Below are 21,560 nucleotides of genomic sequence, written 5' to 3'. Positions count from 1 at the left end.
GACCAGGGGGCGCGGATCTCGATCCGCGCCCCATTCTCATGTCCGGGTCAGGACTGCAGCGGCACGTGTGAAAGGCCGCCCCAGGCGAGCACGACGGTGGTGTCGACGGCCTCCTCCTTGGGGATCGGCCGGTTCGCCTGCAGCCAGTACCGTGCGGTGAACTGGCTGGTGCCGACCAGTCCGACGGCGAGGATGCGGGCCCGGTACGGGTCGAGGCCCGAGTCGTGGGCGACCAGGTCGAAGACGGCATCGACGCAGGCCTCGGTGGCGCGGTCGACGCGGGCGAGCACCTGCGGATCGCCCATCAGGTCGGACTCGAACACCAGCCGGTAGCCCTGGCTCTCGTTGTCGACGAAGTCGAAGAACGCCTGCACCGCCGCGCGCACGCGCTGCCGGTTGTCGGTGGTCGAGCGCAGCGCCTGGCGCACCCCGGAGATCAGGCTGTCCACGTAGCTCTGCAGGACCGCGAGGTAGAGGTCGAGCTTGCCGGGGAAGTGCTGGTAGAGGACGGGCTTGCTCACGCCGGCGCACTCGGCGATCTCGTCCATGCCCGCGGAGTGGTAGCCGCGGCTGACGAAGACCTCACTGGCGGCCTGGAGCAGTTGCAGTCGACGTTCGTCCCGAGGCAGGCGGGTGCTGCGCTTGGTGGTCGCGCGCCCGGCCGGGGCTGCGGAACGATCGGACGAGGTCCGGTCAGCGAGTTCTGTCATCGTGCTCCCAATCTGCGTAACCACCATCGCGTGCCTCGTGCGGCGTGTGTGAGGGTGCTCACTGCACTGGGTGCACAAAGTAGTCGAACGATACCGGATGGTTCCCGGACCATTCCGCGTAATGGCGCGTGCTGTGCGGACCAGTATTCCAGGTACGGCAATGGGTGCCAGTGGCCAGCATCCCTTCGCCCCCTGCGCAGTGACTGGCATCACGGTCTGGTAAAGCCCGATCGGCGCGCCGGACGTCGGCGGACGGGGACTGTGAGATTCTGGCTAGGTGACGGATCGAGGTGGACCGCGTCTGCGGGGCGAGAACCCCAGGGTTCCCGACGACCGCACTCGCTCCGACGACACGTATTCGGATTCGGACGATCGCGAGCGCGGCAGCGTCGGGTCGCACCAGCCGCTGCGGGCCCAGTGGGATCCGATCGGTCGGGAACTCGGCCGGCCGCGCACCCCGCGCCCGGAACGCAGCGCGCGCAAGCAGAGCAAGCTGGGCAAGTTCGTCGCCATGTACGGCTGGCGGGCCTACGCGATCCCGATCCTGCTCGTCGTCACGGTGCTGGTGGTGGTCGATGCGGTGCGCGGCGACGGCGGCGGGGTGAATCAGAGTGCGACGGGCGACCCCGGATTCGGCACTCGGAGCACCGGTACCAACGGCACCGGCGTGGTCGGTGCGCCGCCGAAGGCGGATGGTGCCTTCGCCGCGTCGCTGCCATCCGGGGCGTTGCCCGACGGCGGTCCGTTCACCGCCACCGGTGCGGGGAACTGGCGGGTGATTCCCGGCGCCACACCGAAGACCGGACAGGGCACCGAGCAGGTCTTCACCTACACCGTCGAGGTCGAGGACGGCGTCGACACCGCGGGCTTCGGCGGCGACGAGTCGTTCGGACGGATGGTCGACCAGACCCTCGCCAACCCGAAGAGCTGGACCAACGACCACCGGTTCGCATTCCAGCGTGTCGACAACGGCGACCCGACCTTCCGCATCTCGCTGACGTCGCAGATGACCACCCGGCAGGCCTGCGGATACGACATCCCGGTCGACAGCTCGTGCTACAACCCCGGCATCGGTCGGGTCGTGCTCAACGAGGCTCGCTGGGTGCGCGGCGCGGTCGCCTTCCAGGGCGACATCGGGTCCTACCGGCAGTACCAGATCAACCACGAGGTCGGGCACGCCATCGGCTACCAGCAGCACCAGCCGTGCGAGGTGGACGGCGGGCTGGCGCCCGTGATGATGCAGCAGTCGTTCGGCGTCTCGAACAACGACATCGCGCGGCTCGATCCCGAGGGCGTGGTCCCGATGGACGGCAAGACCTGCCGGTTCAACCCCTGGCCGTACCCGCGAGGCTGAGCGCGGCCTTCAGTCGGTCAGGCCCGCACCCACGGCTCCAGGTGGGCGCGTTCCTCCGCGGTCAGTCGCCGCAGGCTCTGCGTGTACGGGTCGCCGAGGGCGAGCTGGGTGATCGCCTCCACGGCGGGCTTCGAATCGGCGAGCGCGGCTGCCGCGCGGACCTCGTAGCGCACCGTCAGGTCCACCGTGCGCACCCGTTCCAGCCACATCGTCACGGCCAGCGGCGCGTCGGAATGCGTCAACGGCGAGCGGTACCGGACATCGAGATGCGCGACCACCGAACTCTGCAACAACGCCGCGGCCTCGGGGTCCACGGCCTGCAACCAGTCGATCCGGGCCTCCTCGAGCAGGGTCACCATCCGGGCGTGGTTGATGTGTTTGAACGCGTCCATGTCCGACCAGCGCACGGACACGACGGCGCGGTAGGCGACGGGATCGGACGGGCTGCTCATCGGGACTCCTGGGATCGGTGGACCGGCGCGCTAGACCGTAGCCGACCGGGGGACAATGGGGTGGTGTCGTCCAACTCGTCGCCCAGCACCTCCCTGCCGCCGCTGGTGGCGCCCGCCGCCGCGCTGAGCCGTGAGGAAGTCGCGCGCTACAGCAGGCACCTGATCATTCCGGACGTCGGGACGGTCGGGCAGCGGCGCCTCAAGAACGCCCGGGTGCTCGTCATCGGGGCCGGGGGACTGGGCTCGCCTGCGCTGCTCTACCTCGCGGCGGCTGGGGTCGGCACCCTCGGCATCGTCGAGTTCGACGAGGTGGAGGAGTCGAATCTGCAGCGGCAGGTCATCCACGGCAGCTCGGACGTCGGCCGGCCGAAGGCGCACAGCGCCCGCGACTCGATCCTCGAGATCAACGACAACGTCGAGGTCCGGCTGCACGAGTTCCGGCTCGAACCCGACAACGCCGTCGACCTGTTCGCGCAGTACGACCTGATCCTCGACGGCACCGACAACTTCGCCACCCGCTACCTCGTCAACGACGCCGCCGTCCTGGCGGGCAAGCCGTACGTGTGGGGGTCGATCTACCGGTTCGAGGGTCAGGCGTCGGTGTTCTGGGAGGCCGCCCCCGACGGTCGCGGGTTGAACTACCGCGACCTGTACCCGGAGGCCCCGCCGCCGGGGATGGTCCCCTCCTGCGCGGAGGGCGGGGTCCTCGGCGTGCTGTGCGCGTCGATCGGATCGATCATGGCGACCGAGGCGATCAAGCTGATCACCGGCATCGGCGAGTCGCTGCTCGGCCGGCTGATGATCTACGACGCGCTGAAGATGAGCTATCGGACCATCCGGTTGCGCCGCGATCCCGCGCGCGAACCGGTCACCGCGCTGATCGACTACGACGCCTTCTGCGGCGTGGTCTCGGACGAGGGCGCCGCGGCCGCGGTCGGGTCGACCGTCACCGCGCCGGAGCTCGCGGCAATGATCGAGGCAGGCAAGGAGATCGAGCTGATCGACGTCCGCGAGCCGGTGGAGTGGGACATCGTGCATCTGCCCGGGGCGGTCCTGATCCCCAAGGATCGGATCCTGTCCGGCGAGGCCCTGGCCGAGTTGCCCCAGGACCGGCCGATCGTGCTGCACTGCAAGACCGGGGTGCGGTCGGCGGAGGTGCTGGCCGCGCTGAAGCAGGCGGGGTTCGCCGACGCGACCCACCTGCAGGGCGGAATCGTCGCCTGGGCGCGGCAGGTGGACCGGACCCTGCCGGTCTACTGAGCGGCGGCGCGTCAGGCTCGGCGCGCCGGGTCACGGCGGTAGCGTTGGGGACGTGAGCTCCGTCGAACCACCCTCGCATGTGCGGTCCACCTTCGGCCTGCGTGAGGTCGAGCCGATCCCGCTCGGCGCCGACTGGGAGGGCGGCTGGCGTTGCGACGACGTGGTGCTCTCACCCGTCGCCGATCACGCCCGTGCGGCCTGGTCGGCGAAGGTGCGCGAGACGCTGAATCCGGACGGGGTCCGGCTGGCCCGTCCGGTGCGCGCCACCGACGGTCGCTACGTGGTCTCCGGTTGGCGCGCCGACACGTTCATCGACGGCTCGCCGGAGCCCCGGCACGACGAGGTGGTCTCGCTCTCGATGCGGCTGCACGCGGCGACGGCGCCGCTCGAGCGCCCCCGGTTCCTGGTGCAACCGCCCGTCGCGCCGTGGGCGGACGTCGACGTGTTCGTCGCGGCGGACCGGGCCGCCTGGGAACAGGTTCCGCTGCGCGGGGTCAAGGGACAGTTCGAGGCGACCTCCGCCGACGGTCGCACGAGCGTCGAGCTGATCGGTCAGCTGGCGACCCTGCGGAAGCCGGTGCAGAGCCCCGACCAGCTGGTGCACGGCGACCTGTTCGGCACGGTCCTGTTCTCCGGCTCGGAGGCCCCGGGCATCACCGACATCACCCCGTACTGGCGTCCCGCCGGCTGGGCCGCGGGTGTGGCCGTCGTCGACGCGCTGTCCTGGGGTGGGGCGGACGAGGAGCTCATCGGGCGCTGGGAGGACCTGCCCGAGTGGCCACAGATGTTGTTGCGCGCGTTGATGTTCCGTCTCGCCGTCCATGCCCTGCATCCGAGGTCCACGCCGGAGGCGCTGCCGGGGTTGGTGCGCACGGCGGACCTGATCCGACTGATGCTCTGAGCGCGATGCCTCATTCGGGCGGTACGGGCCCGAGTGCCGATCGCCGCATCGGCAGGTGTTCGATACCTGCCTCGAAGTAGTTGGGGCCGGTCCGACGGAACCCGAAGCCGCCGTACCAGGATTCGAGGTAGGCCTGGGCGGAGATGTCCACCTCGCCCGGGGTCCAGGCGAGGGCCGCCGCGAGCAGCTCCCCGGCGATGCCCCGGCCTCGAGCTGTCGCAGCGGTGGCCACCCGCCCGATGTGCACCGTCGGCTCGTCGGCCAGCACCCGCAGGGTGGCCAGCACCTGTCCGTCCTCTTCGGTCCAGAACAGCGTCGTGGACGGGTCCAGGTCCCGACCGTCGAGCTCGGGTTCGGAGACGACGCCCTGCTCGTGGACGAACACCGCGGTGCGCAGCATCATGATCCGGTACAGCGTGACGGGGTCCGTCGCGGCCAGCCTCGCGTGGTGAACGGTGCGCACGGACTCAGTCTAGGGACGGCTGCCTGGTCACGGGGTGTCGACGCGGCCACTCGGATGCTTGGCGAACCGAAGCGGGTGCGGCGGTAGTCGTCGAAGGCCATATTTGGCGCGCGGGGACCGGTCAGTTCGCCTCGGGCGGGGTGCGCTGCGCGAGCAGTTCGGTGATGAAGTGCCGGGCGGCAGTGGCGGCCCGCTCGGCCTCGCCGTCGATGACGGCCTGCACCAGCTCGTGGTGTTCGGCCTCGAAGGAGTTCGCGGGGTCGACGGGGTGCCGCGAGATGGTCATTTCGATGGTCGGCAGCAGCGAGTCGTAGAACTCGAGGTAGACCTCGTTGTGGCTGGCCGCCACGATCGCGCGGTGCAGGGCCAGGTCCGCCGACACGGCCGCCCGCTGTTCGGTGTCGGTCACCGCTGCGGTGTTGCGCCACAACGTGTTCCGAGCTTCCAACAGTGTGCGAAGCTGCTCGATGTCGGCCGCGTCGCGGCGCCGTGCGGCGAGGGCGGCTGCCGTGACGTCCAGGGCCTGACGCAGTTCGAGCACGTCCCGCTCGTGCGCGGACGCGAAGTACTTGCCGAGCGTGCCGCACAGGTCGCTGGTGGCGATCACGTAGGTGCCCGAGCCCTGTCGGCGCTCGAGCATGCCCGCGTGTACGAGAGCCTGGACGGCCTCTCGGACGGTGTTGCGTCCGGTCCCCGTCAGCTCCGCGAGTTCGGGCTCGGTGGGGATTCGGTCGCCGACCGGCCATCTCCCGGCCGTGATCTCGGCACGGAGTTGGTCTGTCACCTGGGCGATCAGGCTGGTACGGCGAACGGGCTGCACGGTTGTCACTCTCTCTGCTGGGCTGCCACCGCATCATAGTCGGTTGCATCGGATCATCCAGTCATCCTATGATTTCTCGGTCCGATGTCAGGACCGAAAATCGAGAGCACGCGAGGTGAGTGGTGACGGTGCAAACGGCCCGACGGCAGGATGACGCGATGTCCAAGCGCTCGCTCGTGGCCGGGCGACTGATGGTGCTCGTCGCGATCGTGCTGTCCGCCCTGACGCTGCGCACCGCCGTCACGTCCATCACCCCGTTGCTCGACGAGATCGGTACGGAGATCGGTTTCGACTCCGCCGTCGTCGGGGTGTTCGGCATGTTGCCGACTGCGATGTTCGCGGTGTTCGGGATCCTCACCCCGCGCTTTGCGCTGCGCTTCGGGCTCGAGCGGGTGGCGCTGGTGGCGATGGTGATGACCGCGATCGGCATCGCGACGCGCTCGGCCATGTCCGGCACCCTCGGGTTGCTGTTCTTCTCGGCGTTGGCGCTCGGCGGCATGGGTATCGGCAACGTGGTGATCCCGCCGCTGGTCAAGCGCTACTTCTCGGATCGACTGGCCGTGGTGAGCACCGTCTACATCACGTGCGTGCAGATCGGCACCATGTTGCCCGCGCTGGTCGCGGTGCCTCTCGCCGAGGCCTTCGGCTGGCGGACGTCGCTCGGTGTGTGGGCGTTGCTGCCCGTCGCGGCCGCGCTGCCGTGGATCGGGGTGATCGCCAGCCGTCGTGGTCGGGACCGGGTCGACGTCACCGCGGAGCCGGTCGTCAGCCCCGGGGAGCCGAAGGGGCAGGCCTGGCGCTCGCCGGTCGCGTGGGGAATGGCGGGCATGTTCGGCATGACCTCGCTGATCACCTACTCGATGTTCACCTGGATTCCCAAGATCCTCACCGAGGCAGGCGCCAGCACGAGCTTCGGCGGCACGATGGTCGCGCTGTTCTCGGCCGTGGGCTTCATCGCCGCGGTCGGCGCGCCGTCGCTGTGCATTCGAATTGCGAACCCGTTCCCCGTGGTCCTGGGCTGCGTGGTGTCGTACCTGATCGGCTTCGGGGGACTGTTGTTCGCCCCGATGGCTGCGCCGATCGTGTGGATCATCGCGGTCGGGCTCGGTCCGAGCACCTTCCCGATGTCGTTGACCCTGATCAATCTGCGGACCAGGACCGGTGCCGGATCCGCGGCGCTGTCCGGCTTCACCCAGGGCCTCGGCTACGCGGTGGCCTGCATCGGACCGCTGCTCTTCGGCATTCTGCACGACGCCACCGACGGCTGGACCTGGCCGTTCGCGCTGCTGCTCGGCGCCGTGGCCGTGATGACCCTCGGTGCCTACCAGGCCTGCAAGCCGCGCTTCCTGGAAGACTCCTGGGGTGCGCGTCACACCGGGTAACACGGCGTTTACCTGGGAAAACCTCCTCACCGGCCGGGTCCGGCTGAGGTGAGCGCAAGTTCACTGCGGAGTCACTGACCGCAGCACCCGGGCAACATCCGACTCGTAGTTTTGGGACACCCAAGCATACGAGGAGGCCCGGTGACCACACGTTCGGACGATGCCACGGCAGTGACCGGCGCACCCGAGGCTCCGGCCTCGCCGCGCCCGCACTACATCGAGCACTGGGACGCCGAGGACGTGGCGGCCTGGGAAGCGGGCGGCAAGCAGATCGCCCGGCGCAACCTGATCTGGTCGGTCATCGCCGAGCACGTCGGTTTCTCGGTGTGGTCGATCTGGTCGGTGATGGTCCTGTTCATGCCGGTCGGGGTCTACGGAATCGACGCGGGTGGCAAGTTCTTCCTCGTCGCGGTCCCGACCCTGGTCGGTTCCATCCTGCGCATCCCCTACACCGTGGCCACCGCGCGATTCGGCGGTCGTAACTGGACCGTCTTCAGTGCCCTCGTGCTGTTCGTCCCGCTGCTCGGGACGCTCTACCTGATGCTCAACCCGGGCTTCTCGTACACCACGTTCCTGCTGGTGGCGGCGCTGGCGGGCGTCGGAGGCGGCAACTTCGCCTCGTCGATGACCAACATCAACGCCTTCTACCCGCAGCGCCTCAAGGGCTGGGCCCTCGGCCTGAACGCGGGCGGCGGCAATATCGGCGTCCCGACGATCCAGCTCATCGGACTGCTGGTCATCGCGACCGTCGGCAACACCGAGGCATGGATCGTCTGCGCCGTGTACCTGGTGTTCGTCGGAGCAGCGGCGGTCGGTGCGGCCCTGTTCATGGACAACCTCGGCAACCAGAAGGCCGACCTGCGGGCGATGGGCGCGGCGCTGAAGTTCCGCGACTCCTGGGTGATCGCCTTCCTCTACATCGGAACGTTCGGCTCCTTCATCGGATACAGCTTCGCGTTCGGTCAGGTCATGCAGATCAACTTCCTCGCCGGCGGCGACACCCCGGTTCAGGCGGCCCTGCACACCGCCCAGATCGCGTTCATCGGTCCGCTGCTCGGGTCCATCGCCCGTCCGATCGGCGGCAAGCTGGCCGACCGCATCGGCGGCGGCAAGATCACCCTGTACACCTTCGTGGCGATGGCGCTGGCGGCGGCGGTGCTGGTCACCGCGAGCAGCATCGGCGACGCCACCCCCGGCGCCGCAGCCGGCGCCGGCGTGATGACCGCTCTGGTGCTCGGCTTCATCGCCCTGTTCCTGCTCTCGGGCCTCGGCAACGGCTCGGTGTACAAGATCATCCCGTCGATCTTCGAGGCGAAGGCGCAGGGTCTGGACGCGCTCGGTGCGTCGGAGAAGGCGGCCTGGTCGCGCAGCATGTCCGGCGCGCTGATCGGGTTCGCCGGCGCCATCGGCGGCCTCGGCGGCGTCGGTATCAACCTGGTTCTCCGCGCGTCCTACAGCAGCCCGGCGAAGTCCGCGACGATGGCCTTCTGGGTCTTCCTCTGCTTCTACCTGGCGTGCGTGGTCGTGACCTGGGTGGTGTTCCTCCGCCGTCCGGCCGAGCGCGGAGTCACCGACGACAACCAGTCTCCCGTCCTGGTCTGACGAGGACTGCCCGCCAGTCGGATCCCGAACCGGCAGAACAGAACAACCGCGTTACACGATCGATCGAGGAAGAGGGTGCGGCATGAGCGGCAAGTCGGTAGTGGTGGTGGGCCACGGCATGGTCGGACATCGGTTCGTCGAGGCGCTGCGCGCCCGCGACGAGGCGGGCACCTGGCGGATCACCGTCCTGTGCGAGGAAGAACTGCCCGCCTACGACCGGGTCGCGCTGTCGTCGTACGTCGGATCGTGGGACGCAAAGGAACTCGCGCTCGCCGGCAACGACTACCGCGGTGACGCCCTCGTCGACCTGCGGACCGGCGTGCGCGCCGACACCGTCGACCGTGCGGCCCGCACGGTCACCACGTCGGCCGGCGACACGCTCGACTACGACGCCCTCGTGATGGCCACCGGCTCGTACGCGTTCGTGCCGCCGGTACCCGGGCACGACCGGCCCGAGTGCTTCGTCTACCGCACCCTCGACGACCTCGACGGCATCCGGGCCCGCGCCGAGGCGGCCGGCCCAGGCGCCGTCGGTGTCGTGGTGGGCGGCGGGCTGCTCGGCCTCGAGGCGGCGAACGCCCTGCGCCTGATGGGCATGGCTCCGCACGTCGTCGAGTTCGCGCCGCGGCTGATGCCGCTGCAGGTGGACGAGGGCGGCGGCGCGCTGCTGTCCCGGCTGGTCACCGACCTCGGCGTCACCGTGCACGCGGGCGTCGGCACCGCGGGCATCGCCGAGGGTCCCGACGGGGTGACCGTCGAACTCTCGGACGGTTCGGTGATCGAGGCGGCGCTGCTGGTGTTCTCGGCGGGCGTGCGGCCGCGGGACCAGCTGGCGCGGGAGTCGGGACTCGAGGTCGGTGAGCGCGGCGGCATCCTCACCGACCTCGGTTGCCGCACCTCGGACGAGGCGATCTACGCGGTCGGCGAGTGCGCGGCGGTCGAGGGCACCTGCTACGGACTCGTCGCCCCCGGATACACCACCGCCGAGATCGCGGCGGACCGGCTGCTCGGCGGCGCCGCCGAGTTCCCCGGCGCGGACCTGTCCACCAAGCTCAAGCTGATGGGCGTGGACGTCGCCAGCTTCGGCGACGCGCACGCGGCGACGCCCGGCGCGCTCGAGGTCGTGCTGTCCGACGCGGCCAAGGGCACCTACGCCAAGTTGGTGGTCTCGGACGACGCGAAGATCCTGCTCGGCGGCATCCTGGTCGGCGACGCGTCGCCGTACTCGTCGCTGCGCCCGCTGGTCGGCCGCGAGCTGCCCGGTGATCCCGCCGCCCTGATCTCGCCGACCGGGGAGAAGCCGGGAGCCGGGTCCCTGCCCGACGATGCCGAGGTGTGTTCGTGCAACGGCGTCACCAAGGGCACCATCTGCGGCGCCATCGCCGACGGGGCGTGCGACATCGCCTCGGTCAAGTCCTGCACCAATGCCGGAACCACCTGCGGTGGTTGCCTGCCCACGATCAAGCAGCTGCTCACCTCGTCGGGTGTGGTGATGAGCAAGGCACTGTGCGAGCACTTCGACCAGTCGCGGGCGGAGCTGTTCGAGATCATCCGGGCGACCGGCACCCGCACCTTCTCCGCGCTGATCACCAAGTTCGGCAGGGGAACCGGCTGCGACATCTGCAAGCCGGTGGTGGCGTCCATCCTCGCGTCCACCGACTCCGACCACATCCTGCACCGGCAGCAGGCGTCGCTGCAGGACACCAACGACCACTTCCTGGCGAACATCCAGAAGAACGGCACCTACTCGGTGGTGCCGCGGATGCCCGGCGGCGAGTGCACCCCCGAGCAGCTCATCGTGATCGGCGAGGTGGCCAGGGACTTCGGGCTCTACACCAAGGTGACGGGCGGTCAGCGCATCGACCTGTTCGGTGCCCGCGTCGAACAGCTGCCCGCGATCTGGAAGCGACTGGTCGATGCGGGCATGGAATCCGGTCAGGCGTACGGCAAGTCGCTGCGGACGGTGAAGAGCTGTGTCGGGTCGACCTGGTGCCGCTACGGCGTCCAGGACTCCGTCGGCATGGCCGTGAACCTCGAAAACCGGTACCGCGGACTGCGTTCGCCACACAAGATCAAGTTCGGCGTCTCGGGTTGCGCGCGCGAGTGCGCGGAGGCGAGGGGCAAGGACGTCGGCGTCATCGCCACCGAACACGGCTGGAACCTGTACGTCGGAGGCAACGGCGGGCAGTCACCCAAGCACGCGCAGTTGCTCGCCGGCGGACTGGACGACGCGACGCTCGTCCGGTACATCGACCGGTACCTGATGTTCTACGTGCGCACCGCCGACCGGCTGCAGCGCACCGCACCGTGGGTGGAGGCCATGGAGGGCGGTCTCGACCATCTCAAGGCGGTGGTGTGCGAGGACAGTCTCGGCATCGCGTCGGAGCTCGAGTCGGAGATGGCCAAGCACGTCGAGGGCTACGAGGACGAGTGGGCGGGCGTGCTCGAGGACCCCGAGAAGCTCTCGCGGTTCGTCTCGTTCGTCAACGCCCCCGAGGAGGCCGACCCGACGGTGGTCTTCGACGAGTCCGGCGCTCGCAAGGTGCCGGTGCTGATGGGAATGCCGCCGATGCCCGCCGATGTTACCGGCCAGTAGTAGTCGTCGTGTCTGCTTACGCTCCGGGAATCGCAGCTTAACGCCCAGGTAACACCGGAACCGTAGAAAGTAAGCCTGCACGAAGGAAGGGTCGTGATGACCGTTACCGAAACGAGAGCCCACACCGTGACCGGACCCGGACGCGAGAGCGTCAACGACGGAAAACTCGAATGGACCTCGGCCTGTCCGCTCAGCCACCTGATCCCGGGGCGGGGCGTGGCGGTGCTCATTCGTGGCGCCGAGCAGGCCGCCCTGTTCCTGCTCGAAGACGGCTCCCTGTACGCGGTCGGCAATATCGACCCGTTCGGCCGCGCCGCGGTGATGTCACGCGGACTGGTCGGCGACCGGGCCGGCGAACCGATCGTGGTCTCGCCGCTGCTCAAACAGGTCTTCTCCCTGGTCGACGGCCGCTGCCTGGACGACGAGTCGGTGCGGCTCCCGGTCTACGACGTGCGCGTGTGGGCCGGGGTCGTGCAGGTTCACAGCGGCTTCGACGTCGATCGGGCCAGCGCATGAGCGAGTCGGAGGCGGTACCCCGGATCGGCGAGCCGCTGCTCGGCTTCACCGTCGGGGTCACCGCCGCCCGGCGGTCGGAGGAGTTCAGCACCCTGCTGACCCGGCGCGGGGCGACCGTCGTGTCGGCGGCCGCCATCCGGATCATCCCGCTCGTCGACGACGCCGAGCTCGAGCGGGTCACCAGGGAGCTGATCGACTCGCCCGCCGAGATCACCGTGGCCACCACCGGCATCGGCTTCCGCGGCTGGATGGAGGCTGCGGACGGCTGGGGACTGGCCGAGGGATTGACCGCCGCACTGTCCGGCTCGCGGATCCTCGCTCGCGGCCCCAAGGCGAAGGGCGCCATCCGTGCCGCCGACCTGCGCGAGGAGTGGTCGCCGCCGTCGGAGTCGTCCGCCGAGGTGATCGACCACCTGCTCGCGGAAGGGGTGGAGGGCAAGCGGATCGCGGTACAGCTGCACGGTGCGACCACCGAGTGGGAGCCGCTGCCCGACTTCTGCGAGGTGCTGCGTCTGGCCGGTGCGGACGTCGTGCCGGTGCCGGTGTACCGGTGGACGCCACCCGAGGACCAGAGCGGCATGGACCGGATGATCGAGGCGACCGTGTGCGGCTCACTGGACGCGGTCAGCTTCACCAGTGCACCGGCGGTCGCGTCGATGTTGATGCGTGCCAAGGAGATCGGTCTCGTCGATCCGCTGCTGCACTCGCTGCGCACTCGCGTTCTGGCGGTCTGCGTGGGACCGGTGACCGCCGCCCCGCTCGAGGCGCTCGGCGTCCCGACCAGCATCCCGGCCCGGGCCCGGCTCGGATCGCTGGCGCGGCACATCGCCGAGGAGTTGCCGCGCCGGTCGATGATGCTGCGGGTGTCCGGGCACGACCTGAGCGTGCGCGGCAGGTGCGTGGTCGTCGACGGCGAGGTTCGCCAGTTGCCGCCCGCCGCAATGGCATTGATGCGCACACTGACGCACCGGCCCGGGCGGGTCGTCTCGCGGGACGAACTGCTGGCGGTGCTGCCGGGCGGCGGAGGCGACACGCACGCGGTGGAAACGGCCATCGCACGGCTGCGGTCCAGTCTCGGTGCGCCGAAGATCGTGCAAACGGTGGTCAAGCGCGGCTACCGACTGGCCCTCGACCCGGTGGATTGCGGGGACGAGCCGGAGCGTGGGGATGACTAGGCCCGCGCTGGTGCTGGTGGCGCACGGCACCCGCAGCACGCGAGGTGTCGACATGGTCGCGGCGCTCGCCGACCGGGTGGCCGCCGAGGTGGGACCCACCCGGGTCGCGTTCGTGGACGTGCTCGGACCCTCCCCATCGGAGGTCCTGCGCGACCTTTCCGGTCCGGCGGTGGTGGTGCCGGCCTTCCTGGCCTCCGGCTACCACGTGCACACCGACGTGCCGCGCGAGGTCGCCGACTCGGGTCACCCGGACGTCCGGGTGACCCCGGCGCTGGGACCGGACCCGGTGCTGGCGCGGGTGCTGCTCGAGCGGTTGCGTGAGGCCGGCTGGCGTCGGGGAGACGCGGTGGTGCTCGCCGCCGCCGGATCGTCGGATCGTCGGGCGCTGGCAGACGTGCGCCGGGCCGCGGCCATGCTGGCCGCGACGACCGGTGACCGCGTGGAGATCGGATACGTCGCGACGGCCCGGCCGCGAGTGCCCGACGTGGTCGGCCGGCTGCGGGAGCAGAGCGGGCGCCGGGTGTTCGTGGCCTCGTACCTGCTGGCGCACGGCCTCTTTCACACGCGGCTCGCCGATGCGGGCGCCGACGGGGTGGCCGAGCCGCTCGGTGTGCACCCGGAACTGGTGCGGCTACTGGTGTCGCGCTACGTCACCGCGGCAGTGGCAGAAGTTCCGCGCGACCACCATCGGATGTCCCCGGTTCGATGATCGCCAGGGCCTGAGCGCCGACGAGCGCGGCCAGGTGGGCGGTGCGCACGTGCCCTGCCGCGTGCCAACCACCGTCCGGCTGGCGGGTGACCGGAACGATCCGCGGGTAGTCCGAACCGGCCTGGGCTGCGTTGGCGACGACACCGGTCGTGGGAACCGGACTCGGTTCGCCGGTCATCGCCGCCACCACCGTGGGCGCGGTCAACAGCAGCGTCGCGACGGCGGCGTACGGATTTCCCGGCAGCCCCAACACGATTCGTCCGTCCGGCAACGCCGCGACGATCTGTGATCCGCCGGGGCGGACCAGGACCCGTCCGACGATCGTCCTGGCTCCGCGTCGCTGCAGCGCCAGCCGCATGTGGTCGGCCGCCCCGCCGCCGGTGGCACCGACGATGACGATCAGCTCGGCGTCGGTGCCGGCGGCAGGTCGTGCGAGCAGTTCGTCGAATCCGCCCGCGGTGTCGCGCAGGTGCGTCTCGGTGACGGTGGTCACCCCGCACCAGGAAAGGAACTGCGGTAGAAGCGGTCCGAGCGAGTCGCGGGTCTGGCCCGCGCGCAGGGGGCCGTCCCGCCGGATCTCGTCGCCCGTGACCACCACGTGGGCGCGGACCGGTCCGCGAACCGTCAGTCCGGCGACCTCGCCGCTCAGCGCGACCGACGCGACCGCGGGCGTGACACGGGTGCCGACGGCCGCCAGGGGTGTGCCCGTCTGCCAGTCCTCCCCGCTGCGGCGGGTGTCGTCACGGACCGGCGCGGCGGCCCGTCGGCTCAGCGAGGTGCCGTCGAGTTCGACGTGCTCGTCGCGCACCACCGACGTCGAGCCGGACGGAACGTGCGCCCCGGTCGCGATGCGCACCGCATGACCCGGCGCGAGTGCGAGGTCGTCCTCCGACCCGGCGTACCGGATCGCGGTGTCGAGTTCCCATGGGCCCGGACCGGACACGGCGTAGCCGTCCATCGCGGAGACATCGAAACGGGGCAGGGGAGCGGCGGCGACCAGCGGTTCGGCGAGCACGGCCGCGAGCGCGGCCGTCGGTGCCAGGACACGCACGGGCAGGGCGGGCACTCCGTCGCGCAGGGCTCGTCGGGCCTGTTCGATCGTCATCGGTGTGACGGCGGCGCGGGCGCGTGCGGCCGCGACGTCGGCCTCGGTGTCGCAGTCGGAGATGCCCGACATCGACACCGTGACATGGTTTTTCGGAACGACAGACTTCATCGCGCGGTTGACCGCGCCGTCCGTTCCGAGCGCGTCGAGTCGAGCCGTCAGTGCGGGCCGGCGCCAGACCCCGAGCAGGAACTGCACGCGTCCGGACTCGTCCATCGCGAACGCGGCGTCCGCGGCGGGGTCGGCCGCGAGCGCGCCGAGCAGGCCATCGACGGTGGACGGGGTGAGGAACGGCAGGTCGGCGGCGAGCGCAACGACCAGCGCGGCGTCTCCCGCACTCCGCAGCCCTGCGGCGAGCGCCGCAACGGGGCCGGCACCGTGCGGCGACTCCTGGGTCTGGCGGACGCTCGGGTTCAGGTCGTCGCGGTGGGGTCCGACGACCACGACACGAGCCGCTCCCGCCACCGCATCCAGCGCGGTGCTCAGCATCGTGCGCCCGCCGACCTCGATGGACGGCTTGTCGACGCCGCCCATGCGCGTGGCCGAGCCGCCGGCCAGGACGATGGCCTCGAACGGTTCGCCAGTCATGGGTTCATCGTCCCATGTCGGTCGGGGTCGACTCGCCGCGCGAGGTGATCGTTGACCGAGCCCCGTGCACCTGCGACATTCGTCTTGATCGTCGCCATGCAGCCGCCAGGAGGTAGTGATGGCCGGAGACTCGAACTTCCGGGAGCTCGAACCCGGCATCGTGACCGACTTTCGGTCCGCGATGAGCTACGGCTCCTACCTCGATCTCGACACACTGCTGTCCGCGCAGAATCCCGTCAGCGAGCCGCAGCACCACGACGAGATGCTGTTCATCATCGCGCACCAGACCACCGAGCTGTGGCTCAAACTCGTCCTGCACGAAGCCCGCGCCGCGAGGCGGGCGTTCGCGGAGGACGACATCGGGATGGCGCTCAAATGCATCGCCCGGGTCAAGCACATCCAGAAGACGCTCACCGAGCAGTGGTCGATCCTCGCGACGCTCACGCCGACCGAGTACGCGCAGTTCCGCGGGTTCCTCGGCAACGCGTCGGGGTTTCAGTCCTGCCAGTACCGCGCGGTCGAGTTCATCCTCGGCAACAAGAACAGGGCCATGCTCGCGGTCTTCGAGTCGGACCCGCCCGCCCACGCATTGCTCGACGCCTTGCTGCGCGAGCCGGGCCTCTACGACGAGTTCTGGCGCTGCCTTGCGCGCGCCGGCTACGACGTCCCGGTCTCCGCGCTCGACCGAGACGTCAGCCGGGCCTATGTGCTCAACCCGGATCTGATGGTGCTCGTCAGGCGTGTCTACGAACACCCCGAGGAGAATTGGCGCGCGTACGAGTCGTTCGAGGAGTTCGTCGACCTGGAGGAGAGCTTCCAGCTGTGGCGGTTCCGGCACCTGCGCACGGTGCTCCGAGTCATCGGTATGAAACCGGGGACCGGTGGATCGTCCGGCGGGGCAGGCTTCCTGCAACGGGCGCTCGACCAGAGCTTCTTCCCCGAACTGTTCGCCGCGCGCACCGAGATCGGGAAATGACGAGTCCGACGATCACCCTCGACGTCGAAAACCTGTGGCGCGGAGCCTGGTCGGGACCGTGTCGGCTGACGGTGCGTGGCCATCGCGTCGAGCGGATCGAACCGCGCACCGAGTCGGACGGCAGCGGGGTCCTCGCGGTCCCGGGATGCGTCTTCGCCGGAATGCGGGACGCCCACGTGCATCTCGACCTCGTCGGGGCCCACGACCTGTACGCGGGCGGATTGAGTGCGGTGCACGACCTCGGTTCCGCGCTGTCGACGCTCTCGCCGTTCGCCGACCGTCGAGTCCTCGACGGGCTGCCGGAGGTGCGCTTCGCCGGCCAGTTCCTCACCGCCCCGGGCGGCTACCCGAGCGACCGGACCTGGGCCCGGGCCGGGTCCGTGCGCGTGGTGACCGGGCCCGGCGACGCGGCGGCAGCGGTCGGCGAACAGCTGCGCGCGGGTGCCGACTTCGTCAAGGTGATGCTGAACGCGGACGCCGGACCCACCCCCGACGACGCGACGCTGGGCGCACTCGTCCGCGCCGCGCACGCGGGCCGGCGCCCCGTCGTCGCGCACGCGGAGGGAACCGGCCAGGCCGAACGGGCCCTCGCGGCGGGAGTGGACCGGTTGGCGCACACGCCGTGGACCGAGCGGCTGTCGGCGGACCTGCTGGGTGCGATGGCGCCGACCGTGCAGTGGGTCAGCACCCTCGACATCCACGGGCGCGGTGGCGAGGGTGCGGCGTTCGAGGTCGCCGCCGACAACCTCCGAAGGTTTCACGCGGCCGGAGGTGTCGTGGTCTACGGCACCGATCAGGGCAACGGGCCCCAGCCCGTGGGCGTCAACGAGGGTGAGCTGCTCGCACTGCTGGCGGCCGGCCTCGATCGCTCGGCAGTGCTCGAGTCGATCACGCTCGCCTGGCCCGCAGGTCCGGTGCGGTGCCGGGGCCTCGCGTGGGCGCCCGGCCTGCCGCCGTCGGACGACCGGGACTGGGCAAGGTGGATCGCCTCGGTCCGCAACGTTGCCGTAGAACAGTGGGAGGAGCAGTTCGGATGAACGAAGTCGATCCTGCCGCAGGGTCATTCGCTGTACGTGCTGCCGAGCTCGATGCAGGCGATCCGTTGCGGGAGCAGCGCGGGCGGTTCGTCGGTGCGGCAGACGGGTCCGTCGTGTCCTACCTCGACGGGAACTCACTTGGCCGTCCACCCCTGTCAAGCGCCCGGCGCCTCGAACAATTCGTCACCGAGAGCTGGGGAGGGCGGCTGATCCGAGGCTGGGACGAGGACTGGTTCGACCTGCCGTTGACGATCGGCGACGAACTGGGCGGGGCAGTGCTCGGCGCGGCCGCCGGCCAGACCGCCGTCGGCGACTCGACGAGCGTCCTGCTCTACAAGCTGGTCCGCGGCGCGCTCGCGTTGCGCCCCGGCCGCGACGAGATCGTCCTGGACACAGACAATTTCCCCACCGACCGGTACGTGCTCGAGGGTGTCGCGGCCGAGTCGGGGGCGACGCTGCGCTGGATCACCTCGGACCCGCGTGCGGGGGTGCGGGCCGAGCAGGTGGCCGCCGTGGTCGGAGATCGGACGGCGTTGGTGGTGCTCAGCCATGTCGCCTACCGGTCCGGATACCTGGCCGACGCCGCGGCGATCACGGGGATCGCGCACGACGTAGGGGCATTGGTGCTCTGGGACCTGTGCCATTCCGTCGGTGTGGTTCCGGTCGAACTGGATTCGTGGGGAGCGGATCTCGCCGTCGGCTGTACCTACAAGTATCTGAACGGCGGCCCTGGGTCGCCCGCCTTCGGGTACGTCCGTGCCGGGCTGCTCGAGACGTTCGTCCAGCCGATCTGGGGGTGGATGGGCCGTGCGGACTGCTTCGAGATGGGGCCCGGCTACCAGCCCGCCGAGGGCATCCGCAGGATCCTCAGCGGCACCCCGTCCGTGCTGGGCATGATCGCCCTGCGTGACACCGTGGCGATGATCGACGCGATGGGCATCGCCGCGATCCGGGAGAAGTCGGTCGCCCTGACCGGGTTCGCGATCGAGTTGGTCGACGACTGGCTGGTCCCGCTCGGCGCCACGATCGCGTCGCCGCGCGACCCTCAGCGACGCGGCGGTCACGTCACAGTCGACCACCCGATGTTCCGTGAGATGACGCCAGTGTTGTGGGAACGGGGCGTGATCCCCGACTTCCGGGCTCCCGAGGGCCTGCGCCTCGGATTGAGCCCGCTCAGTACGAGTTTCGCGGAGGTGGTCCGGGGACTCGAAGTCATCCGTGGCGAGCTCGCGGCCCGGGTTCGGTGATCAGCTCGTCGTATCTTCGTCGGAGGATCGGCAGGGTGATGTCGTGCTGTCCGATGGTGTTGTGGGCGTGGACGACTGCGTCGGCGAGCATGTCGTAGTGCCACAGGCCGGCGGTCTCGAGTTGGTGGTGCAGGACGCAGAGGCAGTGGAGGTTGGTGGCGACGGTCCAGCCGCCGAGCCGGGGTCTGTTGTGGTCGAACGGGACGATGTGGTCGATCTGGCAGCGGTCGGCGGGCACGGTGCAGCCGGGGTGGCGGCAGGTGCCGTCGCGCAGTCGTGGAGTGCGTAGGGGGTCGGGACGGGACCGTCGGGGTTGCGCGCCTGCGGGCAGGACGCGGGAGCGGCAGACGACGAGGCCGGAATCGCGTTGTGGTGGTGGCGTGTCCGGGTCGTCGCGGTCGACGTCGATGCTGATCGGGCGGTTCGGGGGCCGGTGGCGCGGTGGTGGTAGGTGCCGCGGGATGCGGTGTAGTCCTTGATCTGGGCGATGCGGCGGGCGACGGCGGCGTTCTCGGCGCGGGCGCTGTCGTCGATTTCGGTGAGCAGGGACCGTTCGTGGTCGGTGATCGGGATGTGTGCGGGCTTCGTCGCCGTCGTCATACGATCACCCCCCGAGTTCGAATGTATGTTCGATACTACTCTCGGTTGTCTAGTGGGGCAACCACGTTCACGAAGTCTGATCAGCCGGACCGCCTGACGATGATTGCCGGCACCTGTGCACAGCCGCACGATGTTGGTCCGCGCGCTCGATGGAGGTCAATGGGCAAGTCCGCGCTGAGTTGGGCGGTGGCGTTTCCGGTCAATCTTCGCTGCATCTTGACACCCGGTCAGCCCGCGCCCCACCGACTCCAGAACGGTTCGAGAACGGTCCGCACCGGACGGGCCAGGGTCTGGCCGTATCGTGCGAACAGATCGTCGCGGGAATCGAAGGTTCCGAGCGACTGGACGACGTGGTCCGAGAGGTCGAGGCATGCCGAGGACGTGGTGGCGGCGCTCCAACTGATGGGGCTGCGGCCCGCGGCGTCGAACAGGGTCTCCGCGCCACTGTTGGTGAAGGGTGCAGAGGCCGTGCACCCTTGTTCGCTGAACGCGGCGGACGCGTCGATCCACTCGCCGTCGACGTGGAAGCTCGGCCATGCGATCAGTACCCGATCAGGGACGAGTGGACGCTGGCAACGGAATCGCGGGTACCAGAACTCGCCGCGCAGAACGAGGCCCTCGACCCGGGTGGCGACACCGTTTCTCCGAGCCAGGGATTCGACCACGGCGAGTCGCTGACTGCACGAGCCGCGGGCGCGCGCGATCGTCCGGGAGGTGGGTTGGGTGTCGTCGAGCGCGTACACGGCACGAATGCGGTGCTGAACCGAGCGATAGGCGACGCGCAGGAGGCTCGTACCCGATTCGCGGACACTTACCTCCTCGTCGAGGGCTGCCACCTCGAGACTGGTCCAGTCGAGGATGCCGGTCGCATCGCGGGTGCCCGCGGCGCGAGCGCCTCCCGGGGTCAGCTCACGACCCCGCCAGGTGGTCACCGCCCTGCATGCCATGTTTCGACGCTAGCCCTGTCGCGGGAATCGGTGCCGCGTAGCGACGAGGTCCACCCGGCCGTCGACGATCGGCGCGCCCTCGAGCGCGAGTCTCGAGATCTGGCGATGGGCGAGATGCGCGGCGGGCCGCCCGGATGCCGGGACCACCCGGTGCCAGGGCAGGTCGGACGAATCGGTGCGCATGATCCAGCCGACCGTCCGCGGACTGGACAGACCCGCCGCCGCGGCGATGTCGCCGTAGGTGGCGACCTTCCCGGCGGGGATCGAGGCGACCAGGTCGCGGACCCGTTCGACCTGCTCCTCGGTGGTCGCGGCCACCTACAGCAGCTTCTCGATCAGCGCGGCGACCTCGGCGGGCCGCGACTGCGCCACCATGTGGTCGACGTCCATCTCGACCACCGTCAGGCGGTCTCCGAGCCGTTGGGCCAGCGCCGTGCGCAATTCTCTGCTCACGTACGGCGGCTGCACCCGCATCGCCTGCACGAGCACGGTCGGCAGGTCCGCCGGAGGGACCACGATCGGTCGGGCGAGCTCGCCCCAGGACGCCACCACCGCCGGCACGGCGTAGCGCCACCCGACCCGGCCACCTTCGACCTCGATCAGGTGCTCGGCGATCTCCGCGTCCAGCACCTCGTCGGGGACGTCGGCCCATGCGCCGTGCACCTTCTCGGACCTGGCCTCCGCGGCATCGGTGTAGTCCGGGTAACGCACCGTCAGGTCCGCGATCTCGAGCAGCTTCGCCGGATCGACGGCGATCGCGGGGTCGAGCAGCAGCAGCGCCCGGACCAGCCCCGGCGCCCGCGCGGCCAGGTGCAACGCGATGGTGCCGCCGTAGGAGTGCCCGACCAGCACGACGGGTGCGGTGGCCTCGGATTCGAGAAGGTCGACCAGGTCGTCCACCTGACTGTCGATCGACCACGGCGGCGCCCAGGTCGAGCGGCCGTGCCCACGCAGGTCGGGGGCGAGCATCCGGACCTGGGGCAGGTACCCGTCGGCCAGGTGTTGCCAGCGCTGACCGTGCCCGGTCATCCCGTGCAGGGCAAGGACCGGGGGTCCGTCCACCGGGCCGTATCTATGGGTTTCGAGGTCCGCCACGCCCGCCATCTTGCCCGATCACCGT

General features: G+C 70.1%; 21 protein-coding genes. 12 read left to right on the top strand and 9 right to left on the bottom strand.

Annotation, left to right across the window (positions count from 1 at the left end):
- Positions 1–47 precede the first annotated feature (47 nt).
- Positions 48–710 carry a TetR/AcrR family transcriptional regulator gene (locus tag ACFXGJ_RS09685; protein ID WP_378422569.1) on the bottom strand — a complete coding sequence of 221 codons (663 nt, stop codon included), beginning with the start codon at positions 708–710 and terminating at the stop codon, positions 48–50.
- Positions 711–987: 277 nt separating this feature from the next.
- On the opposite strand from ACFXGJ_RS09685, the gene ACFXGJ_RS09680 reads away from it, so the two are divergent.
- The gene (locus ACFXGJ_RS09680) at positions 988–2,064 is read left to right on the top strand and encodes a DUF3152 domain-containing protein (protein WP_378618219.1); all 1,077 of its coding nucleotides are present in this window, start codon (positions 988–990) and stop codon (positions 2,062–2,064) included.
- Between the two features lie 17 nt (positions 2,065–2,081).
- Here ACFXGJ_RS09680 and ACFXGJ_RS09675 read toward each other — a convergent pair whose 3' ends face one another.
- Entirely contained in the window at positions 2,082–2,516 is a 435-nt protein-coding gene (locus ACFXGJ_RS09675) for an acyl-CoA thioesterase (protein WP_378618217.1), read from the bottom strand.
- A gap of 63 nt (positions 2,517–2,579) precedes the next feature.
- On the opposite strand from ACFXGJ_RS09675, the gene moeZ reads away from it, so the two are divergent.
- The gene (gene moeZ / locus ACFXGJ_RS09670; protein ID WP_378618215.1) at positions 2,580–3,776 is read left to right on the top strand and encodes an adenylyltransferase/sulfurtransferase MoeZ; all 1,197 of its coding nucleotides are present in this window, start codon (positions 2,580–2,582) and stop codon (positions 3,774–3,776) included.
- A gap of 52 nt (positions 3,777–3,828) precedes the next feature.
- Positions 3,829–4,677, top strand: coding sequence for a TIGR02569 family protein (locus ACFXGJ_RS09665; RefSeq protein ID WP_378618213.1), 849 nt, complete (start codon positions 3,829–3,831; stop codon positions 4,675–4,677).
- Between the two features lie 10 nt (positions 4,678–4,687).
- On the opposite strand, the gene ACFXGJ_RS09660 is transcribed toward ACFXGJ_RS09665, so the two are convergent.
- Complete coding sequence (locus tag ACFXGJ_RS09660) at positions 4,688–5,140, bottom strand: GNAT family N-acetyltransferase (protein ID WP_378618211.1); 453 nt, start codon at positions 5,138–5,140, stop codon at positions 4,688–4,690.
- Positions 5,141–5,261: 121 nt separating this feature from the next.
- On the bottom strand, positions 5,262–5,960 hold the full coding sequence (locus tag ACFXGJ_RS09655; protein ID WP_378618208.1) for a FadR/GntR family transcriptional regulator: 699 nt from the start codon (positions 5,958–5,960) through the stop codon (positions 5,262–5,264).
- Positions 5,961–6,118: 158 nt separating this feature from the next.
- Here ACFXGJ_RS09655 and ACFXGJ_RS09650 point away from each other — a divergent pair, with 158 nt between their 5' ends.
- From ACFXGJ_RS09650 to ACFXGJ_RS09625, 6 genes are all read left to right on the top strand, one after another.
- Positions 6,119–7,342 (top strand): CynX/NimT family MFS transporter, encoded by a 1,224-nt coding sequence (locus ACFXGJ_RS09650; protein ID WP_378618206.1) that lies wholly within the window; start codon positions 6,119–6,121, stop codon positions 7,340–7,342.
- Between the two features lie 171 nt (positions 7,343–7,513).
- Entirely contained in the window at positions 7,514–8,944 is a 1,431-nt protein-coding gene (locus ACFXGJ_RS09645) for an MFS transporter (protein ID WP_378618229.1), read from the top strand.
- A gap of 82 nt (positions 8,945–9,026) precedes the next feature.
- The gene (nirB, locus tag ACFXGJ_RS09640; protein WP_378618203.1) at positions 9,027–11,540 is read left to right on the top strand and encodes a nitrite reductase large subunit NirB; all 2,514 of its coding nucleotides are present in this window, start codon (positions 9,027–9,029) and stop codon (positions 11,538–11,540) included.
- A 96-nt stretch (positions 11,541–11,636) separates the two neighbouring features.
- Complete coding sequence (nirD, locus tag ACFXGJ_RS09635; protein ID WP_378618200.1) at positions 11,637–12,056, top strand: nitrite reductase small subunit NirD; 420 nt, start codon at positions 11,637–11,639, stop codon at positions 12,054–12,056.
- A complete protein-coding gene (locus ACFXGJ_RS09630) occupies positions 12,053–13,231 on the top strand; it encodes a uroporphyrinogen-III synthase (protein ID WP_378618197.1) in 1,179 nt (392 codons plus the stop codon). The genes nirD and ACFXGJ_RS09630 overlap by 4 nt, the downstream gene beginning before the upstream one ends.
- Complete coding sequence (locus ACFXGJ_RS09625) at positions 13,224–13,940, top strand: sirohydrochlorin chelatase (RefSeq protein WP_378618194.1); 717 nt, start codon at positions 13,224–13,226, stop codon at positions 13,938–13,940. Before ACFXGJ_RS09630 ends, ACFXGJ_RS09625 begins: the two co-directional genes overlap by 8 nt.
- Here ACFXGJ_RS09625 and ACFXGJ_RS09620 read toward each other — a convergent pair.
- Positions 13,882–15,633, bottom strand: a complete 1,752-nt coding sequence (locus tag ACFXGJ_RS09620) for an NTP transferase domain-containing protein (RefSeq protein WP_378618192.1) — start codon at positions 15,631–15,633, stop codon at positions 13,882–13,884. The genes ACFXGJ_RS09625 and ACFXGJ_RS09620 overlap by 59 nt on opposite strands.
- Before the next feature lie 118 nt (positions 15,634–15,751).
- Here ACFXGJ_RS09620 and ACFXGJ_RS09615 point away from each other — a divergent pair, with 118 nt between their 5' ends.
- From ACFXGJ_RS09615 to ACFXGJ_RS09605, 3 genes are read left to right on the top strand one after another with little or no spacing between them, the layout of a single operon-like run.
- The gene (locus tag ACFXGJ_RS09615) at positions 15,752–16,609 is read left to right on the top strand and encodes a tryptophan 2,3-dioxygenase (protein WP_378618189.1); all 858 of its coding nucleotides are present in this window, start codon (positions 15,752–15,754) and stop codon (positions 16,607–16,609) included.
- Positions 16,606–17,646, top strand: coding sequence for a hypothetical protein (locus ACFXGJ_RS09610; protein ID WP_378618186.1), 1,041 nt, complete (start codon positions 16,606–16,608; stop codon positions 17,644–17,646). The genes ACFXGJ_RS09615 and ACFXGJ_RS09610 overlap by 4 nt, the downstream gene beginning before the upstream one ends.
- Positions 17,643–18,893: a kynureninase gene (locus ACFXGJ_RS09605; protein WP_378618183.1), complete on the top strand. Its 1,251-nt coding sequence runs from the start codon at positions 17,643–17,645 to the stop codon at positions 18,891–18,893. Before ACFXGJ_RS09610 ends, ACFXGJ_RS09605 begins: the two co-directional genes overlap by 4 nt.
- Here ACFXGJ_RS09605 and ACFXGJ_RS09600 read toward each other — a convergent pair.
- From ACFXGJ_RS09600 to ACFXGJ_RS09585, 4 genes are all read right to left on the bottom strand, one after another.
- A complete protein-coding gene (locus ACFXGJ_RS09600) occupies positions 18,859–19,131 on the bottom strand; it encodes a hypothetical protein (protein ID WP_378618180.1) in 273 nt (90 codons plus the stop codon). The two genes, ACFXGJ_RS09605 and ACFXGJ_RS09600, sit on opposite strands and share 35 nt — an antisense overlap.
- Before the next feature lie 589 nt (positions 19,132–19,720).
- Positions 19,721–20,440, bottom strand: coding sequence for a hypothetical protein (locus ACFXGJ_RS09595; RefSeq protein WP_378618177.1), 720 nt, complete (start codon positions 20,438–20,440; stop codon positions 19,721–19,723).
- Positions 20,441–20,449: 9 nt separating this feature from the next.
- On the bottom strand, positions 20,450–20,758 hold the full coding sequence (locus ACFXGJ_RS09590) for an MGMT family protein (protein WP_378618175.1): 309 nt from the start codon (positions 20,756–20,758) through the stop codon (positions 20,450–20,452).
- Positions 20,759–21,544 carry an alpha/beta fold hydrolase gene (locus ACFXGJ_RS09585; RefSeq protein WP_378618172.1) on the bottom strand — a complete coding sequence of 262 codons (786 nt, stop codon included), beginning with the start codon at positions 21,542–21,544 and terminating at the stop codon, positions 20,759–20,761.
- Positions 21,545–21,560: the final 16 nt, after the last annotated feature.

Origin of the sequence: Rhodococcus sp. NPDC059234, assembly GCF_042754225.1 — a bacterium.
GTDB lineage: Bacteria > Actinomycetota > Actinomycetes > Mycobacteriales > Mycobacteriaceae > Rhodococcus_G.
This window is presented reverse-complemented; position numbering and strand designations above follow the sequence as displayed.

What these genes read in the sequence shown, in the direction of transcription:
- ACFXGJ_RS09685 (WP_378422569.1), bottom strand. Translation starts at nt 710, where the DNA reads ATGACAGAACTCGCTGACCGGACCTCGTCCGATCGTTCCGCAGCCCCG.
- ACFXGJ_RS09675 (WP_378618217.1), bottom strand. Translation starts at nt 2,516, where the DNA reads ATGAGCAGCCCGTCCGATCCCGTCGCCTACCGCGCCGTCGTGTCCGTG.
- ACFXGJ_RS09650 (WP_378618206.1), top strand. Translation starts at nt 6,119, where the DNA reads ATGTCCAAGCGCTCGCTCGTGGCCGGGCGACTGATGGTGCTCGTCGCG.
- nirB (WP_378618203.1), top strand. Translation starts at nt 9,027, where the DNA reads ATGAGCGGCAAGTCGGTAGTGGTGGTGGGCCACGGCATGGTCGGACAT.
- nirD (WP_378618200.1), top strand. Translation starts at nt 11,637, where the DNA reads ATGACCGTTACCGAAACGAGAGCCCACACCGTGACCGGACCCGGACGC.
- ACFXGJ_RS09630 (WP_378618197.1), top strand. Translation starts at nt 12,053, where the DNA reads ATGAGCGAGTCGGAGGCGGTACCCCGGATCGGCGAGCCGCTGCTCGGC.
- ACFXGJ_RS09625 (WP_378618194.1), top strand. Translation starts at nt 13,224, where the DNA reads ATGACTAGGCCCGCGCTGGTGCTGGTGGCGCACGGCACCCGCAGCACG.
- ACFXGJ_RS09620 (WP_378618192.1), bottom strand. Translation starts at nt 15,633, where the DNA reads ATGACTGGCGAACCGTTCGAGGCCATCGTCCTGGCCGGCGGCTCGGCC.
- ACFXGJ_RS09615 (WP_378618189.1), top strand. Translation starts at nt 15,752, where the DNA reads ATGGCCGGAGACTCGAACTTCCGGGAGCTCGAACCCGGCATCGTGACC.
- ACFXGJ_RS09610 (WP_378618186.1), top strand. Translation starts at nt 16,606, where the DNA reads ATGACGAGTCCGACGATCACCCTCGACGTCGAAAACCTGTGGCGCGGA.
- ACFXGJ_RS09605 (WP_378618183.1), top strand. Translation starts at nt 17,643, where the DNA reads ATGAACGAAGTCGATCCTGCCGCAGGGTCATTCGCTGTACGTGCTGCC.
- ACFXGJ_RS09595 (WP_378618177.1), bottom strand. Translation starts at nt 20,440, where the DNA reads ATGGCATGCAGGGCGGTGACCACCTGGCGGGGTCGTGAGCTGACCCCG.
- ACFXGJ_RS09585 (WP_378618172.1), bottom strand. Translation starts at nt 21,544, where the DNA reads ATGGCGGGCGTGGCGGACCTCGAAACCCATAGATACGGCCCGGTGGAC.